Source organism: Nostoc sp., assembly GCF_036917375.1.
Taxonomy (GTDB): domain Bacteria; phylum Cyanobacteriota; class Cyanobacteriia; order Cyanobacteriales; family Nostocaceae; genus Nostoc.
Map to the genome: position 1 here is coordinate 1 of NZ_JBALDN010000105.1, position 22682 is coordinate 22682.

General features: G+C 40.5%; 22 protein-coding genes, 3 tRNA genes and 1 pseudogene. 11 read left to right on the forward strand and 15 right to left on the reverse strand.

Features of this window, described 5'->3' with window-relative positions; translation table 11 throughout:
- Positions 1 to 197: 197 nt before the first annotated feature.
- From V7K45_RS28250 to V7K45_RS33105, 3 genes are all read right to left on the reverse strand, one after another.
- The gene (locus V7K45_RS28250) at positions 198 to 329 is read right to left on the reverse strand and encodes a hypothetical protein (RefSeq protein WP_335008574.1); all 132 of its coding nucleotides are present in this window, start codon (positions 327 to 329) and stop codon (positions 198 to 200) included.
- Positions 330 to 815: 486 nt separating this feature from the next.
- Complete coding sequence (locus V7K45_RS28255) at positions 816 to 1775, reverse strand: orange carotenoid protein N-terminal domain-containing protein (protein WP_335008576.1); 960 nt, start codon at positions 1773 to 1775, stop codon at positions 816 to 818.
- A gap of 564 nt (positions 1776 to 2339) precedes the next feature.
- On the reverse strand, positions 2340 to 2507 hold the full coding sequence (locus V7K45_RS33105; protein ID WP_442942063.1) for a TraX family protein: 168 nt from the start codon (positions 2505 to 2507) through the stop codon (positions 2340 to 2342).
- Positions 2508 to 2721: 214 nt separating this feature from the next.
- On the opposite strand from V7K45_RS33105, the gene V7K45_RS28260 reads away from it, so the two are divergent.
- The gene (locus V7K45_RS28260) at positions 2722 to 3300 is read left to right on the forward strand and encodes a hypothetical protein (protein WP_335008578.1); all 579 of its coding nucleotides are present in this window, start codon (positions 2722 to 2724) and stop codon (positions 3298 to 3300) included.
- Positions 3301 to 3454: 154 nt separating this feature from the next.
- On the opposite strand, the gene V7K45_RS28265 is transcribed toward V7K45_RS28260, so the two are convergent.
- From V7K45_RS28265 to V7K45_RS28285, 5 genes are all read right to left on the reverse strand, one after another.
- A complete protein-coding gene (locus V7K45_RS28265) occupies positions 3455 to 3733 on the reverse strand; it encodes a hypothetical protein (protein ID WP_335008580.1) in 279 nt (92 codons plus the stop codon).
- Positions 3734 to 3743: 10 nt separating this feature from the next.
- Positions 3744 to 6263 carry a fimbria/pilus outer membrane usher protein gene (locus V7K45_RS28270; RefSeq protein ID WP_335008582.1) on the reverse strand — a complete coding sequence of 840 codons (2520 nt, stop codon included), beginning with the start codon at positions 6261 to 6263 and terminating at the stop codon, positions 3744 to 3746.
- A gap of 44 nt (positions 6264 to 6307) precedes the next feature.
- Positions 6308 to 7069 carry a fimbrial biogenesis chaperone gene (locus V7K45_RS28275; protein ID WP_335008584.1) on the reverse strand — a complete coding sequence of 254 codons (762 nt, stop codon included), beginning with the start codon at positions 7067 to 7069 and terminating at the stop codon, positions 6308 to 6310.
- 360 nt (positions 7070 to 7429) lie between these two features.
- Positions 7430 to 7891, reverse strand: coding sequence for a hypothetical protein (locus V7K45_RS28280; protein WP_335008586.1), 462 nt, complete (start codon positions 7889 to 7891; stop codon positions 7430 to 7432).
- A 402-nt stretch (positions 7892 to 8293) separates the two neighbouring features.
- Positions 8294 to 8797 (reverse strand): hypothetical protein, encoded by a 504-nt coding sequence (locus V7K45_RS28285; RefSeq protein WP_335008588.1) that lies wholly within the window; start codon positions 8795 to 8797, stop codon positions 8294 to 8296.
- A 791-nt stretch (positions 8798 to 9588) separates the two neighbouring features.
- Between V7K45_RS28285 and V7K45_RS28290 the strand changes: the two genes are divergently transcribed.
- From V7K45_RS28290 to V7K45_RS28315, 6 genes and pseudogenes are all read left to right on the forward strand, one after another.
- Positions 9589 to 9664, forward strand: a tRNA-Met gene (locus tag V7K45_RS28290).
- Positions 9664 to 9738, forward strand: a tRNA-Met gene (locus tag V7K45_RS28295). Before V7K45_RS28290 ends, V7K45_RS28295 begins: the two co-directional genes overlap by 1 nt.
- Before the next feature lie 295 nt (positions 9739 to 10033).
- The gene (locus V7K45_RS28300) at positions 10034 to 11242 is read left to right on the forward strand and encodes a reverse transcriptase family protein (protein ID WP_335008589.1); all 1209 of its coding nucleotides are present in this window, start codon (positions 10034 to 10036) and stop codon (positions 11240 to 11242) included.
- A gap of 216 nt (positions 11243 to 11458) precedes the next feature.
- Positions 11459 to 11531 (forward strand) — tRNA-Ile (locus tag V7K45_RS28305).
- Between the two features lie 642 nt (positions 11532 to 12173).
- Positions 12174 to 13187, forward strand: a pseudogene (locus V7K45_RS28310) (slipin family protein); the annotation flags it as partial.
- A gap of 162 nt (positions 13188 to 13349) precedes the next feature.
- Positions 13350 to 14726, forward strand: a complete 1377-nt coding sequence (locus V7K45_RS28315; RefSeq protein ID WP_335008591.1) for a DUF4041 domain-containing protein — start codon at positions 13350 to 13352, stop codon at positions 14724 to 14726.
- A gap of 181 nt (positions 14727 to 14907) precedes the next feature.
- Here the strand turns inward: V7K45_RS28315 and V7K45_RS28320 are convergent, their stop codons facing one another.
- Positions 14908 to 15054, reverse strand: coding sequence for a hypothetical protein (locus V7K45_RS28320; protein ID WP_335008593.1), 147 nt, complete (start codon positions 15052 to 15054; stop codon positions 14908 to 14910).
- 43 nt (positions 15055 to 15097) lie between these two features.
- Between V7K45_RS28320 and ppk2 the strand changes: the two genes are divergently transcribed.
- Positions 15098 to 16051 carry a polyphosphate kinase 2 gene (gene ppk2, locus V7K45_RS28325; protein WP_335008595.1) on the forward strand — a complete coding sequence of 318 codons (954 nt, stop codon included), beginning with the start codon at positions 15098 to 15100 and terminating at the stop codon, positions 16049 to 16051.
- A gap of 203 nt (positions 16052 to 16254) precedes the next feature.
- On the opposite strand, the gene V7K45_RS28330 is transcribed toward ppk2, so the two are convergent.
- From V7K45_RS28330 to V7K45_RS28340, 3 genes are all read right to left on the reverse strand, one after another.
- A complete protein-coding gene (locus tag V7K45_RS28330; RefSeq protein ID WP_335008597.1) occupies positions 16255 to 16587 on the reverse strand; it encodes a DUF5615 family PIN-like protein in 333 nt (110 codons plus the stop codon).
- Positions 16584 to 16835 carry a DUF433 domain-containing protein gene (locus tag V7K45_RS28335; protein WP_094349937.1) on the reverse strand — a complete coding sequence of 84 codons (252 nt, stop codon included), beginning with the start codon at positions 16833 to 16835 and terminating at the stop codon, positions 16584 to 16586. Before V7K45_RS28335 ends, V7K45_RS28330 begins: the two co-directional genes overlap by 4 nt.
- Before the next feature lie 90 nt (positions 16836 to 16925).
- Complete coding sequence (locus tag V7K45_RS28340; protein WP_335008599.1) at positions 16926 to 17132, reverse strand: hypothetical protein; 207 nt, start codon at positions 17130 to 17132, stop codon at positions 16926 to 16928.
- A gap of 189 nt (positions 17133 to 17321) precedes the next feature.
- Between V7K45_RS28340 and V7K45_RS28345 the strand changes: the two genes are divergently transcribed.
- Genes V7K45_RS28345 through V7K45_RS28355 form a run of 3 tightly spaced genes read left to right on the forward strand, consistent with a single transcriptional unit; the run spans position 17322 to position 19004 of the window.
- Positions 17322 to 17705: a sugar ABC transporter permease gene (locus V7K45_RS28345; RefSeq protein ID WP_335008601.1), complete on the forward strand. Its 384-nt coding sequence runs from the start codon at positions 17322 to 17324 to the stop codon at positions 17703 to 17705.
- The gene (locus V7K45_RS28350; protein ID WP_335008603.1) at positions 17702 to 18052 is read left to right on the forward strand and encodes a caspase family protein; all 351 of its coding nucleotides are present in this window, start codon (positions 17702 to 17704) and stop codon (positions 18050 to 18052) included. Before V7K45_RS28345 ends, V7K45_RS28350 begins: the two co-directional genes overlap by 4 nt.
- Positions 18053 to 18089: 37 nt before the next feature.
- Positions 18090 to 19004, forward strand: a complete 915-nt coding sequence (locus V7K45_RS28355) for a caspase family protein (protein ID WP_335008605.1) — start codon at positions 18090 to 18092, stop codon at positions 19002 to 19004.
- A gap of 445 nt (positions 19005 to 19449) precedes the next feature.
- Here the strand turns inward: V7K45_RS28355 and nifD are convergent, their stop codons facing one another.
- The 3 genes from nifD to V7K45_RS28370 all read right to left on the reverse strand — a co-directional run bounded on the left by nifD (position 19450) and on the right by V7K45_RS28370 (position 22659).
- Positions 19450 to 20910 (reverse strand): nitrogenase molybdenum-iron protein alpha chain, encoded by a 1461-nt coding sequence (gene nifD, locus V7K45_RS28360; protein ID WP_335008607.1) that lies wholly within the window; start codon positions 20908 to 20910, stop codon positions 19450 to 19452.
- A gap of 150 nt (positions 20911 to 21060) precedes the next feature.
- Positions 21061 to 21954 carry a nitrogenase iron protein gene (gene nifH / locus V7K45_RS28365; RefSeq protein ID WP_322639553.1) on the reverse strand — a complete coding sequence of 298 codons (894 nt, stop codon included), beginning with the start codon at positions 21952 to 21954 and terminating at the stop codon, positions 21061 to 21063.
- A 348-nt stretch (positions 21955 to 22302) separates the two neighbouring features.
- A complete protein-coding gene (locus tag V7K45_RS28370; RefSeq protein WP_335008610.1) occupies positions 22303 to 22659 on the reverse strand; it encodes a globin domain-containing protein in 357 nt (118 codons plus the stop codon).
- Positions 22660 to 22682: the final 23 nt, after the last annotated feature.

The window sequence follows — 22682 nt, forward strand, 5'->3', positions numbered from 1 at the left end:
CTGGGGTTTGAGAAAGTAAAAGCTGCTTTTGCTTGCGGAAAACACCAAAATGAGAAAGCAAACTGGGGTTTGAGAAAGTAAAAGCTGCTTTTGCTTGCGGAAAACACCAAAATGAGAAAGCAAACTGGGGTTTGAGAAAGTAAAAGCTGCTTTTGCTAACTAAATTTGACCTTATCTATATTTTTAAGCTGCAATGGCTAGTTGCGATCGTTGTAATGGTAGTACGATTCGGGAAGATGCTGTGTTTGTGCTTCATCTGTATCATAGATTGAAAGCTTCACTGACAAGTGAAAAAAGTTGAGATAGAAGAAAAATAACTGTGATCGCATTAACCCAGTTGCTTGTATAAGTGCGATCGCAACATCTCGTTCCCAGTCTCAGACTGGGAATGCCGTCCTAGAGGCTCCGCCTCCCTTGCTGGCGGGGCTTTTACCGTAATCAGAAGTACTGAGTACTTCTTAAATTTAATCAGCACTCAGCACGGGATAAACGCCCCGCTACCGCTAACAGCACTCAGTACTGAGTTGGTAAACAGGCAACTTACAATAGTTTACCTACATTTGACTAAAGCTCGGTTCACCTAGAACCGAGCATTGATTGAAATTTTATTTGATGATCGTAATGGCGCTTAGAGGATGTTTTAAAAGTCCCAAAAGTGATAATTTTTTAGTTCTGCACTGAGTTAAGTACAACGCCAAATTAAGGTTTTAGCTATGTATTAAGATACAATGCTTTGCTAACTATGAGAGCAAAAAACCCTTTTAAAACATCATCTTAGACAAGCGCAATTGCTTTTGTATTCAGACAAAGAGGTTTTACTTGCGAGTTAGGTTAAGCAGTTCTTTGGGAGAAGCAAGTAAGTCAATAGCCACGAAGTAAATTTGACCTTGAGGATCGAGTAAAAATCGCCAAGCAATGTTCATCCCTACATTACCTCCAAACCAAGGAGTTTCGACCGTACCAGTAATTTTATGCTGTGTGTAACCATCTTCTATAGTTTCCGAAACGCCTTTAGTTGGCTTCATTACTAACCCTTGTCCCTCATCTCGTAGGTAGGAAGTGATCGCTTCTCGACCAACAATTGGTTTTTGGAAAGGTGGTTGCAGCGCACCATTATTAGCAAATAAAGCAACAGCAGCTTCAAAGTTATCTGCATTCATGGCTTCAATGTATTTCAGCACTGTTGGTTCTGTAACTCCTTCAATAGTAAATTGGGGAGTGGCAGATGCACGTGGGAACTTAAAGTTTATGACTTCTGCTTGTTTGTTATTAGCCAGAGACGGATCATACCCCATATTTACTACAGTATTGCGTAGTACAGTAATTTGCTGACTCTGATCGATTTTCTGAACAGCTTCTAGCACTGCTTTAACTTCAGTTGACATTTGATAGCCAACTGGCATAGGAGCAACGATACCCTCTTTCATCCACTCTCCTAACTGCCACCAGAATCCCAGCTTGGCATTGACACCAAAGTATGCATAAGAACGGCTAATAGGAGTATCAGCATTACTCGCTAAATCACTCATTAATTGCGTTTGCTCTTCATGAGACATCCGCTTAATATCGTTGAATATACCTTCCATTAATTGGAGATTTGCTTTTCCGGGAGCAGCTGGAGTAATTGTACGACCTACTTCAGCGTAGGCATACCAAAGAAATGCTAGTTGATCCTCAATGTTGAGTTTAGCAAACATTGCTGTAGTAGCTGGAACAGCATCTGCCACTTGAGTGCTAGAGAAAATATTGCGTGCGGAATCGATAGTATAACTCATGCTTATTACCTTAAAGATTTAGCTATTCAGTAGTTGATTTCGGCTACAATTTTGCAGCTTAGGGAATAAATCTAGAGCATTTTTCTTGGATGACACAATTATCTCTAGATATCCAAATCCGAATCACGATCATTCACTCTGGCATCATAACTGGTAAACGTTAATAAAAGACTAAGGTTTAGAATATTTATCTGATGAATATCATTGAAGGAAATGTATATCTACTATTTATTTTTCAATTTATGGTCAAATAGAAGTAATTCCTGGAAAAGCTATCTTTCTAAAGTAAGATGTTTTAACTATTTAGCATCTATCTATGTAAATAGATATACGGGTTAATTTTTTTGCAATAAAATATAGAATTTGGTAATTGCTTAAATTAGTTACTATATGTCTTGCAACAGATTTATCTTTAGCCGTAGGTTGGGCTAAACAAAGTGAAATCTGTCTAATGCAAGCGCTCGCTTCGTTTATTAGTAAGATGCAGCAAATTTTTTGCGATCGCCAGATTGGCTGAGATATAATCGCTGTAATTAATAGTCTGCCTCCATAGCGATATACATTTCAGGTGTGTTTTTCGCCTTTAGCTAAAAGCCATGCAAAAAGGGGAAAGCTCAATCGCCCAATAAAATGCAAGATGACGAACTCTGGCATTAGCAAATAGCACACATGATCCATAACCATGAACACTGCTGCTAAGATTTTAATGTTAAAAGCTGAAAGTTTAATCACAACGTTACACTTACCTTAGTCCTTGATATAAAATCTCTAAAATTTTATTTAATATAAGAGTTATTTAATATAAGAGTTATTCAAAATCATAGCAATTTGGTAACATTAACAAAAATGGCAATGTCTACGACGGGCTATGACGCTCCTGCGGACGCTCGCTGGACTCGCAACCGTTATCAGTAATGCCCTCTTTAGCAGAAAATGCAGAAACACTATGGCAAAGCGTAAAAAGAGCAATCTTCAGTGGATAAAAGAAACGCTTGAACTAAAACCTGACCATCGCTGGGAATCTCCATCAGGTTACAAAATTTTTGTAGCAGATCGAGGCGCTGTTCGTTTCAATGTTCCCCAAAATTGGGTGTTTGAGCCACAAGATAAATCCTTCAAGTTCATGGATAAAAAACCGCCCAACGATGATTGCTGTCTGGAAGTATCTTTTAATCGTTTGCCACCTAACGACTGGAGCCAGTTTCCGCTAAAATCCACGTTGAAGAAAGTCCTGGAAGACGACAGCCGCAACGTCATTGAGAGGGGAGAAATAATTACTGTCAAGCGTCAAACTGCAAGAATTGTCTGGACAGAGATGAAGTTCATTGACACTCAAGAAGAACCACGCGAAGCTTTTTCACGGACTTGCATTGGTTTGGGGTCGAATGTTCAATGTTTAATTACATTCGATTATTGGGCAGATCAAGCAGAACAACTAATACCCGTTTGGGATGAAGCAATACGTAGTCTCACATTAGGGTTGTATATCCGTGATCCCATGACTGGTTTAGCTTTTCCAGACTGAAGCCCAAGAATGATTGCTCAAACTTGCTTGGAAGATACCAATAAAAACGCTATGCTTTCTTTTTTGAAGCGGACTGTTGAGATATCTTGGTGTGTATACACAGGTTGTTTGGGCGTTGCATATTTGGGGGATAAATTGAGATTTTTGAAGAAAGCTAAAGGTAAATTCTTTGCCTCTTGCCAATTTGCCTGTTAGCGATCGCCGTCAATTCAGCTTTAGGTGAGGGTACTGAGTTTGTAATTAGGCTCCCAGTGAAAGCATAACTGGCCAGAGAGCGATCGTCCGGTGATTTTATGCTTTGGAAATCCCTGAATATCATGTCTGGGTAATCAAGCATAATACCTGAGAACCCAAAGAGCCAAAGCTGTGCTTGAGCTAACCTCCCTGAAATAGCGAGGAAGGTTTCTTTGATTATGGGTAATTTGTCAGACACGATATGATAGCTAATTTGATGCTGTTTGGGTAGAGATTGTTAAAGTTCCAATATCATATAATCCAGCTTGATTGGCAGGAATCTGAAACCGCGCTACCTGCTGTAAATCGCCAAGCAAACGCATTTCATAGCTTCCTGGCTTTAACCCTGGTAATGCAAACTTACCTGCTTTATTAGTAAATAGCGTTAATGTTTGCCAATTAGGGTCTGAAAGCGAAATAATCTTACCAGATTGTAGGGCAACTGCTTTGCCATCAACTGATAGCAACCTGCCTTTGAGGAAAACTGTGGCATCTGTACCAACACGAATCAGTGTACCACTTTTATAACTTGGTAAAACTGTATAATATTCTTTGCCTATATCGTATCCCAAAGGCAGATTTGAGCTATCAATTTTAATATTAGAAACGTTATAGGGTTGGAGATTAGTAACAATTCCTGGGCCTAAGCGATCGATGCGTGCAGTATAGCCATTTATAGCAGGGTTAATTCCAATAGTTTGATTTTCTAAGTTATGATGAGGTACTACTAAAGCAAAACTATTTTCTACAGGACGCGACCAGCCAAAATAGCCGTCAGCAAAAACTAAAGCTGTACCAAAAGTTAACTTGGTTTTATTACTGCTACTGCCATCATTTAAGGTAGATAATGCATGAGAAATATCAATTTTTCCCCGATAATTTGTGTAAGATAACTGACCAGTGCTTTGAGAAATATTAGGATTTTTTGAAGCATTTATCGAACTGATAATTCCACCAAGAGGTTTTGGAGAATTATAGTTCCAACTCATTTGATTATCTATTCCAGAATTGCTAATTTCTATGTTGTTGCGTATTGATTGTTGTTGCTGGGTTCTCGACCAAGAAAAGCTGATGTAAGCAAGTTGCTCATCTTGTCCAGTGTTATCAAGACTTTGGCTGATATTAAAATTAATCCTCAAGCCATTTCTAAAATTTTTTGACAGGCTAAGATTAATTGTTCGCTTGTCAGGTGTACTGCCATTTCCAAACTGATATCTGGCACTTAAATTAGTATTAATTTCATCGAATATTTTTTGACCGTAAATAGCATAAATATCCCAGCTATACTTATTGTTAGCCTCATTTGCCCAAGACATAAAATTCGCACCCTGATGCTCTATAGCGATATTGAATGTCCGCTGGGAAGGATTATTGTTACCAAATTTAAAATAGTTGTAACGTAATTTAACAGCATAATCAGTACCAAAATCATTGGCATTACTAAAAGCAACATCCCAACCCAAATTTCCTAAAGACGTTGCCATAATTCCTTCAATACCTGCTATCTGTTGTTTAGCATCGCCTTGTAAGTATCCGCCCATTGTCAGATTGTTAGATAAACCCCAACGATGAGATAATGAAAGTGTAGGACGTTGCCAATCATAAGTATAAATTCCATTTTCTATACGAGCAGGGAAACCAAAGCCATAGGCGAATTGTTGTAAACCTGGGGCGAGTAAATCGTTAGCCAGAGCAGTAGAAAAGTTAAGTCGAGAAACACGTCCTACATTATCAGTAATTAACAATTGGATATCGTTAGCACCAACAGCCAGAGGTAGGTCGCGGATATCTTGTTTACCAGCAGATAATTGTAAAGTATTTACTAAACGATTGTTAACAAATACTTCAACCTTTGATGGTGTTTCTAAAAAGAATTCAAATTGGCTAATGGGTCTTGTTACTCGATACGGCTGTAGGGAAAAGTTTTTCGCCACGGTAACTCCTGCCATTTGTATGCTTCTTTGATAGCCAGTAACGGGGGTAGAAACATCACCAAAAACGTAGCGCAGCGAACTAGCGGGGTTATCTTTAACTAGGTGCAAATCACCTCTTGTGAAAGGAGTGTTTGCTCCTTCTGCAAAATTACTACTTCCTTCTAACACCCAGCCGTTGACGTTCACAGCTCCCTCTACATCTAGCTGTAGTGGTTGGCGCTCTAAACTTGTTGCCTGGTTCCCTGACCAAATAAACTCTTCTCCACCACGCAAATTGATATAGCCACTAACTGTACTAGGAGGCAGGGCATTTTCTGCTTCTGGAGGTATGCCTTGCTGTCTAGATTGGTAAATATTTGTCTTTCGCTGTGTGGGTGGAATCTGGATTTGTAATTCTAATGTTCGCTCATTAAAGGCTGCTATTAAACCATTTTGTTGCAACACATCTAAGGAGAGATTCCCTTCACTATCAATTCCTGCTGTCAGTTGTTTTTGTAGATCAGGACGGATAAATTTGGCAATTTCTTCTAGGACTGGTGCTGCTTGCAAACGAATTGCGGCTATACCACCAGTAGACAACAAAATAGTAGTCTGACCATTTTGTTGTCCATCAATAAAAAAAGGAACTACTACTGATTGGATACCAGTCGTTGGCGCTCTCCCAAAGACTTTTCTAAATAGTTCTTCTTTGTTTTCTTTATTAGTAGTTTTTTCTGGTTGAGTTTGTGCTGAAATTGGTGTGGTAAATAGCACCAATGCACAACTCATAAATAAAATTAGGTATCGACATTGCATTTTTTCAGAGTTTGGGGCTGGAAATTGTCAGCGAAAGAAGGTTATTACTTTTGTTGCTCAAAATTTAAGGTTGCTGATACATCTCCTACAGGTAAACCAACAGGCCAAGTAATCACAAAGCGACGTTTGTTTCCAGCAAGAATAACGGCATTGTTTATTGCTGCTAGTTGTTCGGAGTTCAGATCAAGTGTTGTTCCTTGCTGTTGAATAGTCAGATGTAAACTCGGCTTTTTCAAAATTGCACGAGCATTACCTTGATTGTTTAAGGTAATAGCTAACTCATTGACACCGTTATTACCTTTTTGCAGTTTTACGGTATCTACCACTACTTTCTGTTGTACATTTTGGGGACGGATAAAAACAGAACCCATGTAGCGCATTAATACTTTTACTTGGCCTACAGTCCTTGTTTTATTGTTTTGATTAAGCTGCAATTCGATTGGCATTTGCTGCGCTACCAGACGATATGCTAGTTCTAATGTTGGTTTAGAATCACCTACCCACGTTACGCGCACAGTTTGTTTTTCGCCAGCTTTCAGCAAAATTTGTGGTGGATAAATCAGAAAATCATCATCAGCATCAGAGTAGCTTTCTGTACCTTGTATATCCATTTGTCGTTTGACTACAGACATTTCTACCGCTAGTGGTTCATTGGCATCGTTCACAATTTCATAGGACTGAGTTGCGCCTGAACCACTGGGAGTAAATACTCTAGACATCGGCAGTAATTTAAATGCTAAAGCGGGTTGTACACCCAAAAAGATTAACAAACAAGTAAATACAATGTGTCGTAATGAAAATTTCATAGTATTAACATCTCAATAATGCTGGTGCGATCGCACTTTTAAAACAGCGAACAATATCATCTGTAGCTATCAGTCACTATGGTCTTACTCACAACCAAAACTTTGAATTGAATTGATGCGGTGTTTCATCTCTGCGTTCAAGCAGAAAACTAATACAGCAAATCAGTCAACTCATTTTAGATTTTAAATTTTGGATTTTGGATTGATCGCGATCGTAAGGGTATGGGGCTTGAGGATTTTAAATTTTGGATTTGTTCTGCCCACTAGGAGCGGGGCATGAACTGAAATAATCTAAAATCTAAAATTGGCACGATCAAAAGTTTTTAGTTTATTAGAATCATTCAAAATTAATCAGACAGACTACTCGTTATCAACTACATCTAAATTCAGACTGCTATTATAATTACCGGGGTCTTGCAAAACTGCTGGTGTGTATTTGATGTATAAATCTAGTGAGGCTAAATTTGAGGGGAGTGTGTAGTTATTTCCCGATGGAGTGGAGAAAGCAGCCACTCCTGGAGGAGGTGAACCCCCAGGAACTGTGGTGACTTGAAAAGGAATCGGAGTTTTACCGTCAGCTTTTGCTAAATTTCCAGAACTATCTGAACTAATCGTTAACGTAAAACCATTAACACCAAATTCTGCGATCGCTAATGTTGCTACTTTAACGATATATTCTAAGTTATTACCCTCGCCTGCTAGATTGAGATTGCTATTATTAGTGTTAGCAGATACCGTAATCGAAGGTTGGGCAAAAGCAGGTTGCATACCAGCTAGAAGCAGTAATAAAGAAACTAACTTCTGCTTAATTGCCAGTCTCATAGCCATTTTTCTCTATTGAGTTTTATTTGTTTGCACGGAAGTTAGTTGATGTGCAACTTTTTTCACCTTCGCTTTTAGAGAAATGTAGTTAGATAGTAACCTGTGTCGATAACAGAAAAAAAGCGTAAATAAGGGGATTGCAGAGTGAGATTTTTTTCCAAGTTGCACATCACGCCAAGCCATAATAGGGATTAAGTAAGGCGTTGTCGAATTGAGGGATAATAACAACTCGATAAAATTTCTCTCCCTGCCTCCTGTGTACTCTCTACCCAAGAATATTCTGTCTAAATTCATCCCACAGTTCTTCAACACGGGGATTGTTAAAGATTGCAACTATGCTTTCGTGATGTTTAGCCAGTTGAAGATCGGGGTAGCTAACAACGCTACCCTTACCATTATTTCTTAATTGTCAGCAACACTTAAGTTAATTGTTCCATTGTAAGCGCCTGGATCTTGAAGACCAGCTGGGGTATATTTGATATATAGAGACTTACCATTAGTACTACTGGCATTAGCTCCAGAGGTTCCATAACTTAAGTCAGTACCACTAGCAACAGTGAAGTCTCCTGTGACAGGAGCAGATGCAGTACCGTCAATCACTTTTACTTGATAGCTGATGGGAGTTGCTGAGTCGGGGTTGCTTAAATTTCCGGAGCTAGCGGTTAATGTGTAACCTGTAGAGTTGTTGGTATCGATAGCGAGGTCAGCCACTTTCACGATTGCCTCGTTGGGAGTGGACAGGTCGAGACTACTAGCTTCAGTGGTAGCGAAAGCTGAAATATTCAATGTAGAGGTAACTGTACCTGAGATTGGCACAGTAGCTGTGGTGCCTGCAAAAGCAGCAGGTACGAAAGCAGCAGTAGCACCGAAAACTAAGGCAGAAGCTAAAGCAAAATGTAGTTTCATAATAATCCTCAAAAAATTCAAAGTGGACTTCTCAGCTAGTAGGTAGTTGCTTTTTGGGTTAGTTCCTTCTAGCGAATAAATTTATTATTCATGTTTTCAATAAAAAAATAATCGAGGAAACTGATGAATTTTCTTCTTGATTAATTTGATAGTATTTACTGGTTTTTTTATTTTGAATTGGGGGAAAAATACTTAGCTGCTATTCTATAGCTTCTGTAAGGTTGAGGAAAAATATAAGTGGATCTGCAAAAGTTAATTAAGTTGGTTACTCAAACACCCAGTACAATGTGATTGATTTAAAAAAACTCAGCTTGAATGCTCTAGAATATAAGGTTTTGATACTGCCCGTCTAGCTCTTAGTGGATGAATTTTCATCGCAGCAAATTTACCGAAAGCTCTAAGAGGCTTTTTACGTAAAATTGCTAGAGTCAAAAAATCTCCTCACTTACTTTTTTCTGACTTCTACCCAATTCCATGATTAAATCCCTCATAAATTCTATGAAGGCAGGCATTGATTCAAATCTATGGTGAGCAATGCTCCAAAGTGAAGTTGGGCAAAAAATGAGCAATGTCTATCATTGGCTGCGCCTACGCAATCCTTAAGAAGCACGGCAATTTACAAAAAAAGGCAGAGAGCAGAAGGCAATTATGAACCAATTCCCAGTCCCGGTATGCTAAATTTGGAGCGGGATAGTAACAAAGTTACAAAGCTATGGTTCAGGTTTTATCTACCTGACTGGTGCGCCTATCTTTGGTATGAGCGTATATCGCCGAGTACTTTAAACTATATTGCTTGATTAGCTCAGTTGGCAGAGCGATCGACTCATAATCGATTGGTCACAGGTTCGAGTCCTGTATCAAACCCCAGGAAGTTAGCTCACTGGTAGAGCAATCGACTCATAATCGATGTGTTGTAGGTTCGATTCCTATACTTTCACCCAACCCTGTCCGGGTCAAAAGACAATACCCTTCCAAGGTAGCCAATATGGTACGGATCTTAACAGATTCGAGACCCCTCATTTTCTCAACTCTGCGGTGCAAGTGTTCTGCTGTCGGTCATTACTCGTAAGGGTGATGTTCGGTAGCCACAGTCAAGGAGTAAGCGCAACTGTATCTCTCCCTAACTTGAGTATGTCCCTTCGTTTTCTACATCTAGTTTTCCTTCGGTATTCTGGATTGGTAAATTGAACGGTATATTTGAGCGCAGTTCTTTTTTCGAGATTGCCATTGAGCAGTTTGGGAAAAGTAACAGCAATCTTAATCCAGTTTTGGAGAAGCATTGGCCCACACCTAAACTGTAAACACTTGCACTTGCAGAGTAAAAAAATATTTTGTATGATGTACGGCAAAAATCTAAGCACTACTTCATTAGCGACTGAAAGTAATCTAGAAAAGTTGCAAACTGATAATTTAGCACTTTTGCGATGGCTACGCCCGCCGCAGGCATCGCATGGTTTAGCTGAATATAATACTGCCGAAGAAATAGCCTTTGCAATGGGGATAAGCTTAGAAAAACTGCACTCTTTAACAACTAGTACATCCCTAACTAAACATTACCTACCTTTCAGAATTTCAAAAAAGACAGGTGGAGAAAGAATTATTTCTGCACCAAAGCCCGAACTTAAAGCTGCTCAAAGGTGGATTCTAGAGAATATTTTAGAGAAATTAGAAGTTCATAATGCAGCGCACGGTTTTTGTAAAAATCGTTCGATAGTCACCAATGCTAAACCCCATGTTGGTGCAAATGTAATAATCAATATTGATTTACAGAATTTTTTTCAGTCAATTTCTTACAAACGTGTCAAAGAATTATTTTCTGGTTTTGGTTATTCAGAACCTACGGCGACAATTTTCGGTTTGCTTTGTACAACTGCTGAAATAGCAATAAATGGACAAATTAACTATACAGCTTCAGAAAACCGCTATTTACCTCAAGGTTCGCCTGCAAGTCCTGCGATTTCTAATCTAGTTTGCCGTAATCTCGATAGTCGTCTTGCTGCGATCGCTGAAAATCTTGGGTTTTGCTATACGCGGTACGCTGACGATTTAACATTTTCTGCTTCTGAGGATACATCGTCCAAAATATCTAATTTGATTAAAAATACTAAATTTATTATTAATAGTGAAAATTTTACCGTTAACGATCGTAAAACTAAGATTTCCGGTAAATCAGTGCAGCAAGAAGTAACAGGTGTTATTGTAAATACGCAATTAAATATATCTAAAAAGACATTAAAAGCCTTTCGCGCAACTCTATATCAAATAGAACAAGAAGGTTTATCAGGAAAAACTTGGGGAAAATCAACTAATTTAATTGCCGCAATTACCGGGTTTGCAAATTATGTAGCAATGATTAACCCGAACAAAGGTGCAGAATTTAAATCAAGCGTGGAACGTATCAAGCAGAAATATGGTCACTCCCCAAAAGATGAAGTACGTTTTTAAAGCTGCTTGTTTAGCTAGAAAAGACTTATTTAAGTGTATCTCAGCCAATAATAGTCCGCGCGAATGGAATTCACTCTTTTAACTTTTTTCCTGTGCTAGATTTGAACCGAGATAGTAACAAAGTCGCAAAGCTGTAGTTTGGGTTCTGTATACCCAACTGGTACGCTAACCTCTGGTAATAGCGTATACCGCCCAGTACTTTCAACTATTTCACCATGAAAGTTAGCTCATTTGGTAGAGCGATCGGTGTATCGCCGATTGGTTATAGGTTCGATTCCTATACTTTCACCAAAAACCCTCGCCCTGGGTACGGGCACCTTGTTAGGGACAAGGCCGCAGAGTTATTGGGTATTGAAAAAGACCCAATCAAAAAACTTCTTGTTTTTTCTACTCTGTCATGCAGGTATTTATAACAGTAAAAGAGCTAGCGCAACTGTATCTCTCCCTAACTTGAGTATGTTCCTTCCTTTTCCTACATCTGGTTTTCCTTTGGGGATTCTGAATTGGCAAAGCGAACGGCATATTTGAGCGCGATTCTCTTTTTTTAGATTGCCATTGAGCAATTTGGGAAAAGTAACAGCAATCTTAATCCAGCTTTGGAGAAGCTTTTGCCCGCACCGGAACTGTAAAAACCTGCACTGGCAGAGTAAACAAATCTTTTGTAGTATATAGTAGTACAAGCTGCTAAAACTAATTTTTTAGCCTTTGTTTAAAGGGTTGTAAAGCCTAAAGAACCTCTAGATAAATTCTGTATACTCCAGTAGTTAAGCCGTGAGACATCGGTGGTATTTGAGTTCAAGCAAGGTTATAAATGTGTTGTTCTAATCTTCTTAGCTAGTTGTAATCGCCTAGCTTACTTAAGCTATCACACAAATTCTTTATGCAAATCACTATGTGGGAAACGTTTTATATCAAACCTAACGAAATCGGTATTACAGTCCGAATTCTCAGCCGGATTATCCCTAACCCAGACTTTCCCCTGGAAGATGTACTCATTGAAAAACATCCCGACTTTATTGCTGCTTACTGTGAAACCGTGCAATTACTGGCTTCGCAAGTTGCAATTGTGCGATATAGAGGAAAAGTGATTTCTATTTTGCCACCTACCAGCCGCAAGCTATTTTGGCAGGGTGTTGCAGTGGAAATTCTTGACATCAGCGCTGATGCTCAGTTACAGCCTAACTTAGTGGCTGAGTTAGTTGAAGGTTCAACAGAAGTGAAATTGCTCAGTCGTAACTGTTTGCATATTTGCCAAGTGCCAGCACAACACGTGGGACTAGTATACATTAATCAAGAGTTTCAAGGACTGCGATCGCCAGGTACACACGCTTGGTGGTTATTTGGCCGCTCTTTTCAAACCGAAACCATTGACCTGCGACTACAAAATATGGAAGTATCCGGTCAAGATATCCTCTCCAAAGATAAAGTACCTCTGCGGTTGAATTTGACGGCAGGCTTCCGCATCCAAGACCCACTGAGGGCAAAAAACGGCTTATCAGATATTTCCGGGTTCTTATACAAAGAATTACAGTTTGCTTTGCGTGGTGCGGTTGGCGAACGCAACTTAGACGCTTTATTAGAAGATAAAGGTGCAATTGATAGAAGCATCTCTGAATATATTCGCCAAAAAGCAGCAGACTATGGAATTGAAGTTGATTCTGTAGGTGTCAAAGATATTATTTTACCTGGCGAGATTAAGACTATCTTGAGCAAGGTAGTCGAGGCAGAAAAAGCCGCTCAAGCAAACGTAGTCAGACGTAGAGAAGAAACTGCTGCTACCCGCAGTATGCTAAACACAGCCAAAGTGATGGAGGATAACCCCGTTGCATTGCGTTTAAAAGAACTCGAAGTATTAGAACGCATTGCAGAGAAGATCGATCGGATTCAAGTTAACGGCAGTTTGGATAGTATTTTGACAGACTTGATTCGGATGAATCCGCAATGATTTAGTTATTAAAGATTGAGAGTTGGGTTAGGTCGCATATTGATGAATTTAATTGTGAAAAAATGTTTGCGATCGCGCCTAATCAAACTTGTAAAAAGTTGCTTGTCTCCGGTTAGCTGAACCCTTCAGTATATATACTTCCATAAATCTATAAAAAAATAAATGACATATCTATTATTTTTCGTGTCCATTGGATTAGCAACTGCACTTACTTTGGTGGCTAAACAGCTACAGCAACGCAAAAACGATTATACAGTAGCTCAACAGAGATTAAAGGAAACAGACAAGCGATTACAAGAAGCAGATCGGAAATATGGAGGACTTATATCCAGAGAAGATACTGCTAGGCAACTAGACACGCAAATCACTGTCCTGACAGATCGAATTAAACAACTTGACAAACAGGCAGAGACGGACGAGCGAGAACTATCTGTTAAAATCTCAGGGCTTAGGGCACAACTTAAAGGACTTGAAGAGCAAGAAATTTTTGAAGCTTTCGGGTTTTACGAATCCAAGTATGATTTTCAAGAGGCTGAAGAGTACAAGCAACGCTTGGACAAGATTCGTGCCCAGCAGAAACAGATGATTAAGGATAAGCAAGCTGCTGTCTGTCATACGGAATGGTCGGTTGGCGGCAGTGTGAAAGAAGGCAAAAAAATGACCGATAATTTTCTCAAATTGGTTCTTCGCGCTTTCAATGGCGAATGTGATGCCTCTGTAGCAAAAGTCAAGTACAGCAATATCGAAACAATGGAAAATCGCATTAGAAAAACCTATGGAGACTTGAATAAGCTGTCTCAAACTACACACTGTGAGGTTGCACCACGGTACTTAGATATCAAATTAGAAGAACTTTGGTTAACCCACGAATATCAAGAGAAAAAATATCAGGAACAGGAAGAACAGCGTACTATTCGTGAACAAATGCGTGAAGAGGAAAAAGCATTACGCGATCTTGAGAAAGCTAAACAGGAGGCTGAACGTGAGGAGTGTCGTTATGAAGAGGCGCTGGAAAAAGCCCGTAGAGACATAGAATCAGCGACAGGAAAGGTTCAGCAGAAACTCTTTAGCCAAATCGAAGAGTTACAAAAGCGGCTTGCAGAGGCAGAAGCAAATAAAGAGAGGGCTATCTCTCAAGCTCAACTGACTAAATCTGGACACATCTACATCATTTCAAATATTGGTTCCTTTGGTGAAGATGTCTATAAGATCGGTATGACACGCAGGCTTGAACCAATGGAACGAGTTAAAGAGCTAAGTGATGCTTCTGTTCCTTTCCCTTTTGATGTTCACGCTATGATCTTTTGTGAAAATGCTCCAGAGCTTGAATCTCGCTTACACAGGTGTTTTCACACTAGAAGAATGAACAAAGAGAATAAGAGAAAAGAGTTTTTCCGAGTTTCGTTAGAAGAAATAGTCAAAGTTGTACGAGAAACAGATGCAGAACTTAAAATCTGTAGGTCGGAGATAACTTTTACAAAAGTTGCTGAGGCTGCTGATTACCGAAAGACTCTAGCTCAAGAACGTGAGCGTCAATAAAATAGAGCAGCGTCAGCAATCTAACAATAGACATATCAGCCAATTAACCTCAAAGCTCTATAAATCAAGGATTAAAACCTATAATAAGTGCTTGAAAGGCTAGGTTGGAGAATTCACCGCATTTGGTCAACAGATTGGTTTCGTAACAAACCTGTTCAAGTTCGTCTGTTGATAGAAAAAATTAAACAACTACAACAAAATAAATAGCTAAAAGGTTTGTCCGGTGTGCGATCGCTTTTCGATAGGTCTTGCTGTGTTCTGCGATTAAACTAAAAAATAAAAACTTTACATCTTTGGTATTGCCATACTTCCAAAGGTGTATATACACTTAGTCTTCGTTAAAATATATACTTTATACATAAACTTTAATTATGCCGATTCAATGGCATGGGGTAACAGCAATGTCAATTGATGAAGTTGAAAACCAACAAAATAACGATCTAGTTCAAACCGCAACAGACTTAGTAGAAAAGCTAGTGAAGGCAAAAGACAAGAAAAAAGCTAAAAAATCAAAACGGATTTTTGATGGTAGCACAGAAACTTTTGCCAAAAAAATTCCCAAAAAGACTTTTGAAACTGAACTAGAGCAACTCCAGATTGAGCTAGTCAAAATGCAATACTGGATTAAGCACGTCGGCTATCGGGTTGTCGTCATATTTGAAGGGCGCGATGCTGCCGGCAAAGGAGGAGTAATTAAACGCATTGCCGATCCACTCAATCCTCGTGGCTGTCGTGTAGTTGCTCTGGGAACTCCTTCCGATCGCGAGAAAACTCAGTGGTATTTTCAGCGTTACGTGCAACATCTTCCCACAGCAGGCGAAATTGTTCTGTTCGATCGCAGTTGGTACAACCGAGCCGGAGTTGAACGGGTGATGGGTTTTTGCACTGAAGCAGAATATCAAGAATTCATGCAATCTTGCCCGGAATTTGAACGAATGCTGGTGCGATCGGGCATTGTTTTAATCAAGTACTGGTTCTCCGTCAGCGATGAAGAACAAGAAAAACGCTTTCTGTCTCGCAGTCACGATCCAGCAAGACGCTGGAAACTCAGCCCAATGGATTTGGAATCACGCGATCGCTGGGTAGAATATTCCAAAGCAAAAGATACCATGTTTGCTTACACAAATATTCCAGAAGCCCCCTGGTTTACCATTGAAGCAGATGATAAAAGACGGGCGCGGCTCAACTGCATTCATCATTTGTTGAGCAAAGTTCCTTACGAAGATATGACACCTCCTCCGTTAGAGCTTCCGTCTAGACCTGTGGCTGAGGATTATGTTCGCGCTCCTCGCAATGAGCAATTTTTTGTGCCTCAAGTCTATTAAGCAACATCATTATAGGCTCACTGAACTAGCTGATCATTTGAGTAGGCGTGAGCGTTGCTATTTGAAGCCATACACCTAATTGTTATGTCCTTCAATTTCGTAGACATCGCCTAGTTTATTGTCGAGTAAGGGCGTAGCCCGTCGCAGAAATCGCTACAACGGCTTAGTTCTTCTGAATTTCACAGACAATCCCTCGCAAAGCTTTAGTACAATTCTAAGCAATGCAGACTTGGATTATTCAAAAGCTCCTGAATTACCTCCACCCCAGAGCGAAGTAGAGATTCAACTTGTTTTGTTGGTGCATTTCCGCAGCGTAGCCATACAACTTTAGGTGGAGAACCGTACAAACGGCTTCTTTCGGCAAAGTCTACATCTTGAGTTACGATGCAAAAGTCATTGGTTTTAGCAAATTCCCATATTTCTGTATCAGTCTTCACTTCCAGTCCATGAAACTGAACATGACTGGAATCAGGGAAAACATCCGCTAATTGAGTTACTAACTTACGACTCAAATTTTGATCAAAAAGCAGCTTCAAATACCACCTGCCGTCCGCGTAACGTTTGGTAGAGAGGCAACTAAACGATGTTCACGGTCAGCAGCAAACTCTAGACTTGCCCTAATATCTTCTTCTGTTAATTCAGGGAAATCGTCTAATATCTCTCCATGAGACATACCAGCTGCCAACCAGCCTAGAACATCGTACACGGTGATTCGCATCCGTCTAATACAAGGCTTACCACCTCGCTTGTCCGGTTCAATTGTAATAATATCGTGATAGCTCATGGTGATTATAAACTGCATAGCATCTTTCTAAGTCTAGAACAGCTTTACATCGTGTTGCAACGAGGCGATCGCAACAACAGTCTACTTCTTTTACTGCGATCGCACTATCTCGTAAAGTACTTTTATTAACACGCAATCATCGGGATTTGGGCAAAGTACCCAGATTGTTAATTGAGGATTGCACGGTTTAATGCGTAGGCGCAGCCCGTCGTAGACATCGCCTAGTTTATTGTCGAGTGAGAGCGACGCCGAATAGCCCGTCGCACTATCTCGTAAATTAGTTTTATTAAAGCGCAATCATCAGGATTTCAGCAAAGTACCTGGATTGTTAATTGAGGATTGGACGGTTTAATGCGTAGGCGCAGCCCGTCGTAGACAAAATATAAAGCTAATGCTAGTTGCATGACAAACTCTATAAGCCCTAGCGATGGTCGCGATAGATAATTTATACTCATAAATAACTTTTCTGGACAGATCAATACTCTTATGGATATCACTTTGACCTTTCAGGCTCCAGAACTTGATAGCGAAGAACTGCAATCTGAAGTGGAACGTCTTCTGCCACAGATTCGAGAGCTTGATGGTGTAGAACAAGCCGACTTAATAGGAGTAGAGATACTGCCCAACGGCTCTAAGACAGGTGGTGGATTTGTTCTGGGTTCACTCAAATTTGTTGCAGACAACTCGAAAATTATTCAAGGGTTGATAGGTTTGAGCAATGCTCTACTAGGCAACAAAATCTTGAAAATGACAGTGAAAGCTCCTGATGGTAGTGAGTTTAGCGGCGAAGCTAAGAATCGGGATGATTTGGAGTATCTACTGCAACAAGCAGAAGAATTTTACCAACGACGGGAACAAGCTCAACCATGAACAAGGCAGCATTACTAATTGGGGTAAGTGACTACAATAGTGAATCGCACTTAAAGCCACTACCTGCTGCTGTTCAAGACGTACAAGCAATGCAGCACGTGTTGTTACAATCTAGTGAGTTTACCACCAAGAATATTACTGCATTAACAAATCCTCAGAAATATGAAGTGGAAGAGGCAATTTATCGGCTATTTGCTAATCGACAGAAAGAGGATCTATTGCTGTTCTATTTTTCAGGACACGGTATCAAAGATGAAACGGGCAAACTGTATTTCTCACTTCCAACAACTTGTAAGAATAGACATCTCCAGAAATTAAATATGCGTTACCCAGAACCCTTGTTTTGACGTAGCACTGCTACGTCAAAACAATTCTTTTTCGGAGATGTCTAATCAAAATGGTAGCTTGATAAAGCATACTGCTGTACCTGCGGCAGTATTGCATGAAAATATGAATGACAGTCGATCTTGTTGTCAAGTATTGGTGCTAGACTGTTGCTTTAGCGGTGCTTTTGCCAAAAGATTTTCAATTAAAGATGATGAAAGCATTGATATTCGCGCTCAACTTGGTGGCAAAGGACGGGCAATTTTCACATCTTCAAATTCGATTGAGTATTCCTTTGTTGAACATGACTACAAGTTGTCAGTTTACACACATTTCTTTGTAGAAGGGCTAAGAACAGGAGCAGCCGATTTAGATAATGATGGCTTGGTTTCAACTGATGAATTGCACACTTATGTCAGTAACCAAGTTAGAGAAAGATTTCCAAAGATGACACCTCAATTTTTCACAACAGAACAGGGATACAAAATATACCTGCCATGTAATGTTTTTGCTGACAACGAAGGATTAAAACAAATCATTGACTTCTTAAACCTCGTCAATAGCAATTCTCGTACAAAACATGCTGTGAGGATAGGAGCTATCGGAGACTCGTTCGAGATTAATCTTTCAGATTCAAGTGGAGTTTTGAAAGTCTTCACCACGGTTGAGCTAAGTCTCTCTCTTTGGGATGAATTTCACCGTACATACATTTTTGATAAGAGAGAAGCCATTCGAGCAGCATCAGCTCTTGTGCAGACAGGATATGCCACAATTTCAACAAACTGTAGTTATTACGAGAAGGGATCTTCTTTCGATGGCTTTGGCTCTGGAGATGGGCGACGGGACATTGTAGGTACTGGAACCTTAAGTGTGGTTCTACGTGTAACTCCAGATAGAAAGTTAGAGATCGGGAGCCTGAACTACAGTCCCATTACGCAAGTTGTAGTTTTTGATAATTCAAAAGATGAAGTTTAAGAATATTCTCCTAATGTTTTTATACTCAGGCTCAAATGAATCCTATACAAAGAAAACAGGATGAAAGCGGTAGAGGAGTTGTAAACTTACGGCGAAAGCCTAATCTAACAATCCGATTGGAGCGGACTGATAAAGTTGGTCGGAGATGTAACAGAGGTTATTGGCAGTAGTTCAACCGGAACGTTAAAGCAAATTTAAGTTTGACATACTTCAGATGAATTATTCTCACTTTTGCTAATCACGCTTTCCATCGCTCAATCATCTTATTAAGTGAAGATAATCGCACCATTTAATCTAAAAAATCGTCATTTAAAATAGTCTTTTATTTTACAGTTTTTCTTTAAGCAAAATGCAATAAAAATCTAAAACCAGACTCCATAAGAGTTATACTATCTAAAACATCAAAACAGATTGTTCCTATATAACTCTGCAACTGGCATTTAGGCTAGAAATAGGCTCTTTTTTCTCCCGCCGCTAAAAAACCTTGCATTATATGATGTTGAAGTGCGTTGGCGCGTAGCCCGCCGTAGGCATCGCTAGGTTCGGAGTAATCCCAAGAGTGCATTTGACGGAAAGGAAGACCCATCTTTTGGAAGACGTACTTCTCTTTCACACCAGAAGCTACTAGGTCAGGCTTCAACGCCTTGATAAATTCCTCGAATTCGTAAGCGGTAACGTCGTCATAAACGATGGTGCCGTTTTCGATGTAGTGAGTGGTACGTTTGTAATCGTCATTATGAGCGAACTCATAACCTGTACCAATCATCTTCATGCCCAAGTCTTGGAAAGCTGGGACAACGTGGCGAGGACGTAGACCACCAACCATGATGGCAACGGTCTTACCTTCCAAGCGGGGGCGGTACTTAGCAACTACCGCATCCATTGTTGGTTGATACTTGGCGATAACTTTCTCAGCGTTTGCTTGGATTGTTTCGTCAAATTTGGAAGCGATTTCCCGTAAAGATTCAGCAATCTTGGTGGGGCCGAAGAAGTTGTATTCCAACCAGGGTATACCATAAGCTTCTTCCATGTGACGGCTGATGTAGTTCATCGACCGGTAACAGTGGATGAGGTTCATCTTCACATTGGGGGTCATCAACATTTCGTTGATGGTGCCATCACCTGACCACTGAGCGACTACGCGCAAGCCGATTTCTTCTAACAGGATGCGGCTAGCCCAAGCATCACCACCGATGTTGTAGTCACCAATGATGGCTACATCATAAGGAGTACCTTCAAACTGAAGTGTACCGTCTTTTTTCGCTTGGTCTGCTCTGGTGAAAACCCAGTCACGAACCATGTCGTTAGCGATGTGGTGTCCCAAAGATTGGGAAACACCCCGGAAGCCTTCGCAACGTACAGGTACAACTGGCTTGCCGATTTCTTTCGATGTCTTACGAGCTACTGCTTCGATGTCATCTCCAATTAGACCGATGGGGCATTCAGATTGAATGGAAACACCACGGTTGAGAGGGAAAAGTACATCAAGTTCTTGGATTAGCTTGACAAGTTTCTTGTCACCACCGAACACGATATCTCTTTCTTGGAAGTCAGAGGTGAAGTGCATGGTACCAAAGGTATCAATACCTGTGGTGCCAATGTAGTAGTTACGACGACCAGACCAAGACCAGTAACCGCAACCTACAGGTCCGTGGCTGATGTGGATCATGTCCTTAATAGGACCCCAAACCACACCCTTAGAACCTGCATAAGCACAACCACGAGCGGTCATTACCCCAGGAAGGGATTTGATGTTAGACTTAACGCCGCAATCGGACTTACCTTCTTCGTATACGCCTAAGTGCTTTTCGCGCTTTTTAGCAGCTTTGTCTGGGTAAGCACTGAGAACTTCTTTAATTAGTTCTTTTCTTTCTTCGATGATGTTTTGATTTTCTGGAGGTGTCATATTTAGCCTCTGTGACTCGTAAGGATCGGGGCATAGGGGGACTAGGAGTCCCCTCTAAGGTTAGGGGGGAGATGCAAGAGAGAGAGGAAAAGGTAAGATATGGAACTCTTCCTTTTTCCTTATGCTAAAGCGTTATTTCTTAGCGGCGACTTAGACTACGGGAGCTTCAGCAGCAGTCTTACCAACCAACTTGGCAGCATTTTCGTCGCTTTCGAGAATACCGAATTCAATCAACAATTCTTCTAGTTCTTCCATTTCGATGGGTGTAGGAATAGCCAGGTTTTTGTTGTCGATAATTTTTTGAGCCAAAATCCGATATTCGTTAGCTTGGTTACTTTCAGGTGCGTACTCGTTAACAGTCATCCGGCGCAATTCTGCGTGTTGAACAATGTTGTCACGAGGTACGTAGTGAATCATTTGGGTGTTCAACCGTTTTGCCAAGGTTTCGATCAATTCGATTTCTCGGTCTGTGTTACGGCTGTTACAAATCAAACCACCCAAGCGCACGCCACCGGTGTGAGCATACTTAAGAACACCACGAGCGATGTTGTTAGCAGCATACATCGCCATCATTTCACCTGATGTAACGATGTAGATTTCTTGTGCCTTACCTTCGCGGATAGGCATTGCGAAACCACCACACACAACGTCACCTAATACGTCGTAAGATACGAAGTCTAGGTCTTGGTAAGCACCATTTTCTTCTAAGAAGTTAATGGCGGTGATGATACCACGACCGGCGCAACCAACACCGGGTTCTGGACCACCAGATTCTACGCAACGAACGTTACGGAAACCGGTCAGCATTACTTCTTCGATTTCGATATCTTCTACTGCACCACGTTCTGCGGCGAGGTGAAGAACGGTTGTTTGAGCTTTGCTGTGTAGCATCAAACGGGTGGAGTCAGCTTTAGGGTCGCAACCGACGATAAGGATGCGTTGACCCATTTCTGCCATAGCTGCCAAGGTATTTTGAGAGGTGGTAGATTTACCGATACCGCCTTTACCGTAGAAAGCTATCTGTCTAATGTTTTCTTCTGTCATTGTTCGTGTTTCCCTGCAATTGGTTGGTTGGTGGGTCTTTGCGTTTGTCAGTTGCGTTCACGCCAGTTGAGCGACAGTAGTGAGCGCGTGTAGAGCATCGTTGGTAGCGTTGGCATAAATGCCTGCTGGGGGCGATCGCTCCACAGCTAAAATTATTGAAAGTATGTACATCGATCTTCCTCGTTAAAATTTTTTTCTTTTGATTTTTTGTCCTTTGTCCTTTGTCATTTGTTTTGACAAAGAACAAAGAAAATTACGCAATTTACAAATACGTCATAATGTGTTTCAGCTTGCAAGATTCAATAGGACTTGATGTTGCTATTTGTCAACAATCAATGCATAGTCCTATTACTTGTTCAAAATAGCGCCTTTCATATTTGTGACGCGATCTAGTGCAGCTTTGGTGTCTTCTGCTGACACTCCACGCACAGCCATTGCTTCACCGAGATGCTTGGCGATCGCATCGAAGTGTTGTTGCTGTAAATTCAATCCTGCGTGGGTTTTGTCCATTGGACGACCGCCGTATTGCTTTGGCCCCTCAAATATTTGACCTAAGAAAGCAACTAGATGATTGCGTTGCTTCACCATGTCTGTACCAGCAAAAATGGGAGCGAGGAGGCTGTCTGTGGCAATGCGTTTGTGGAGTTCATCTACTACTTGTTCAATAGCTGGTTGTCCACCAATGTTGTCGTACAATGTGCTCATATCCTGTTCCTTTGAAGCGAGTT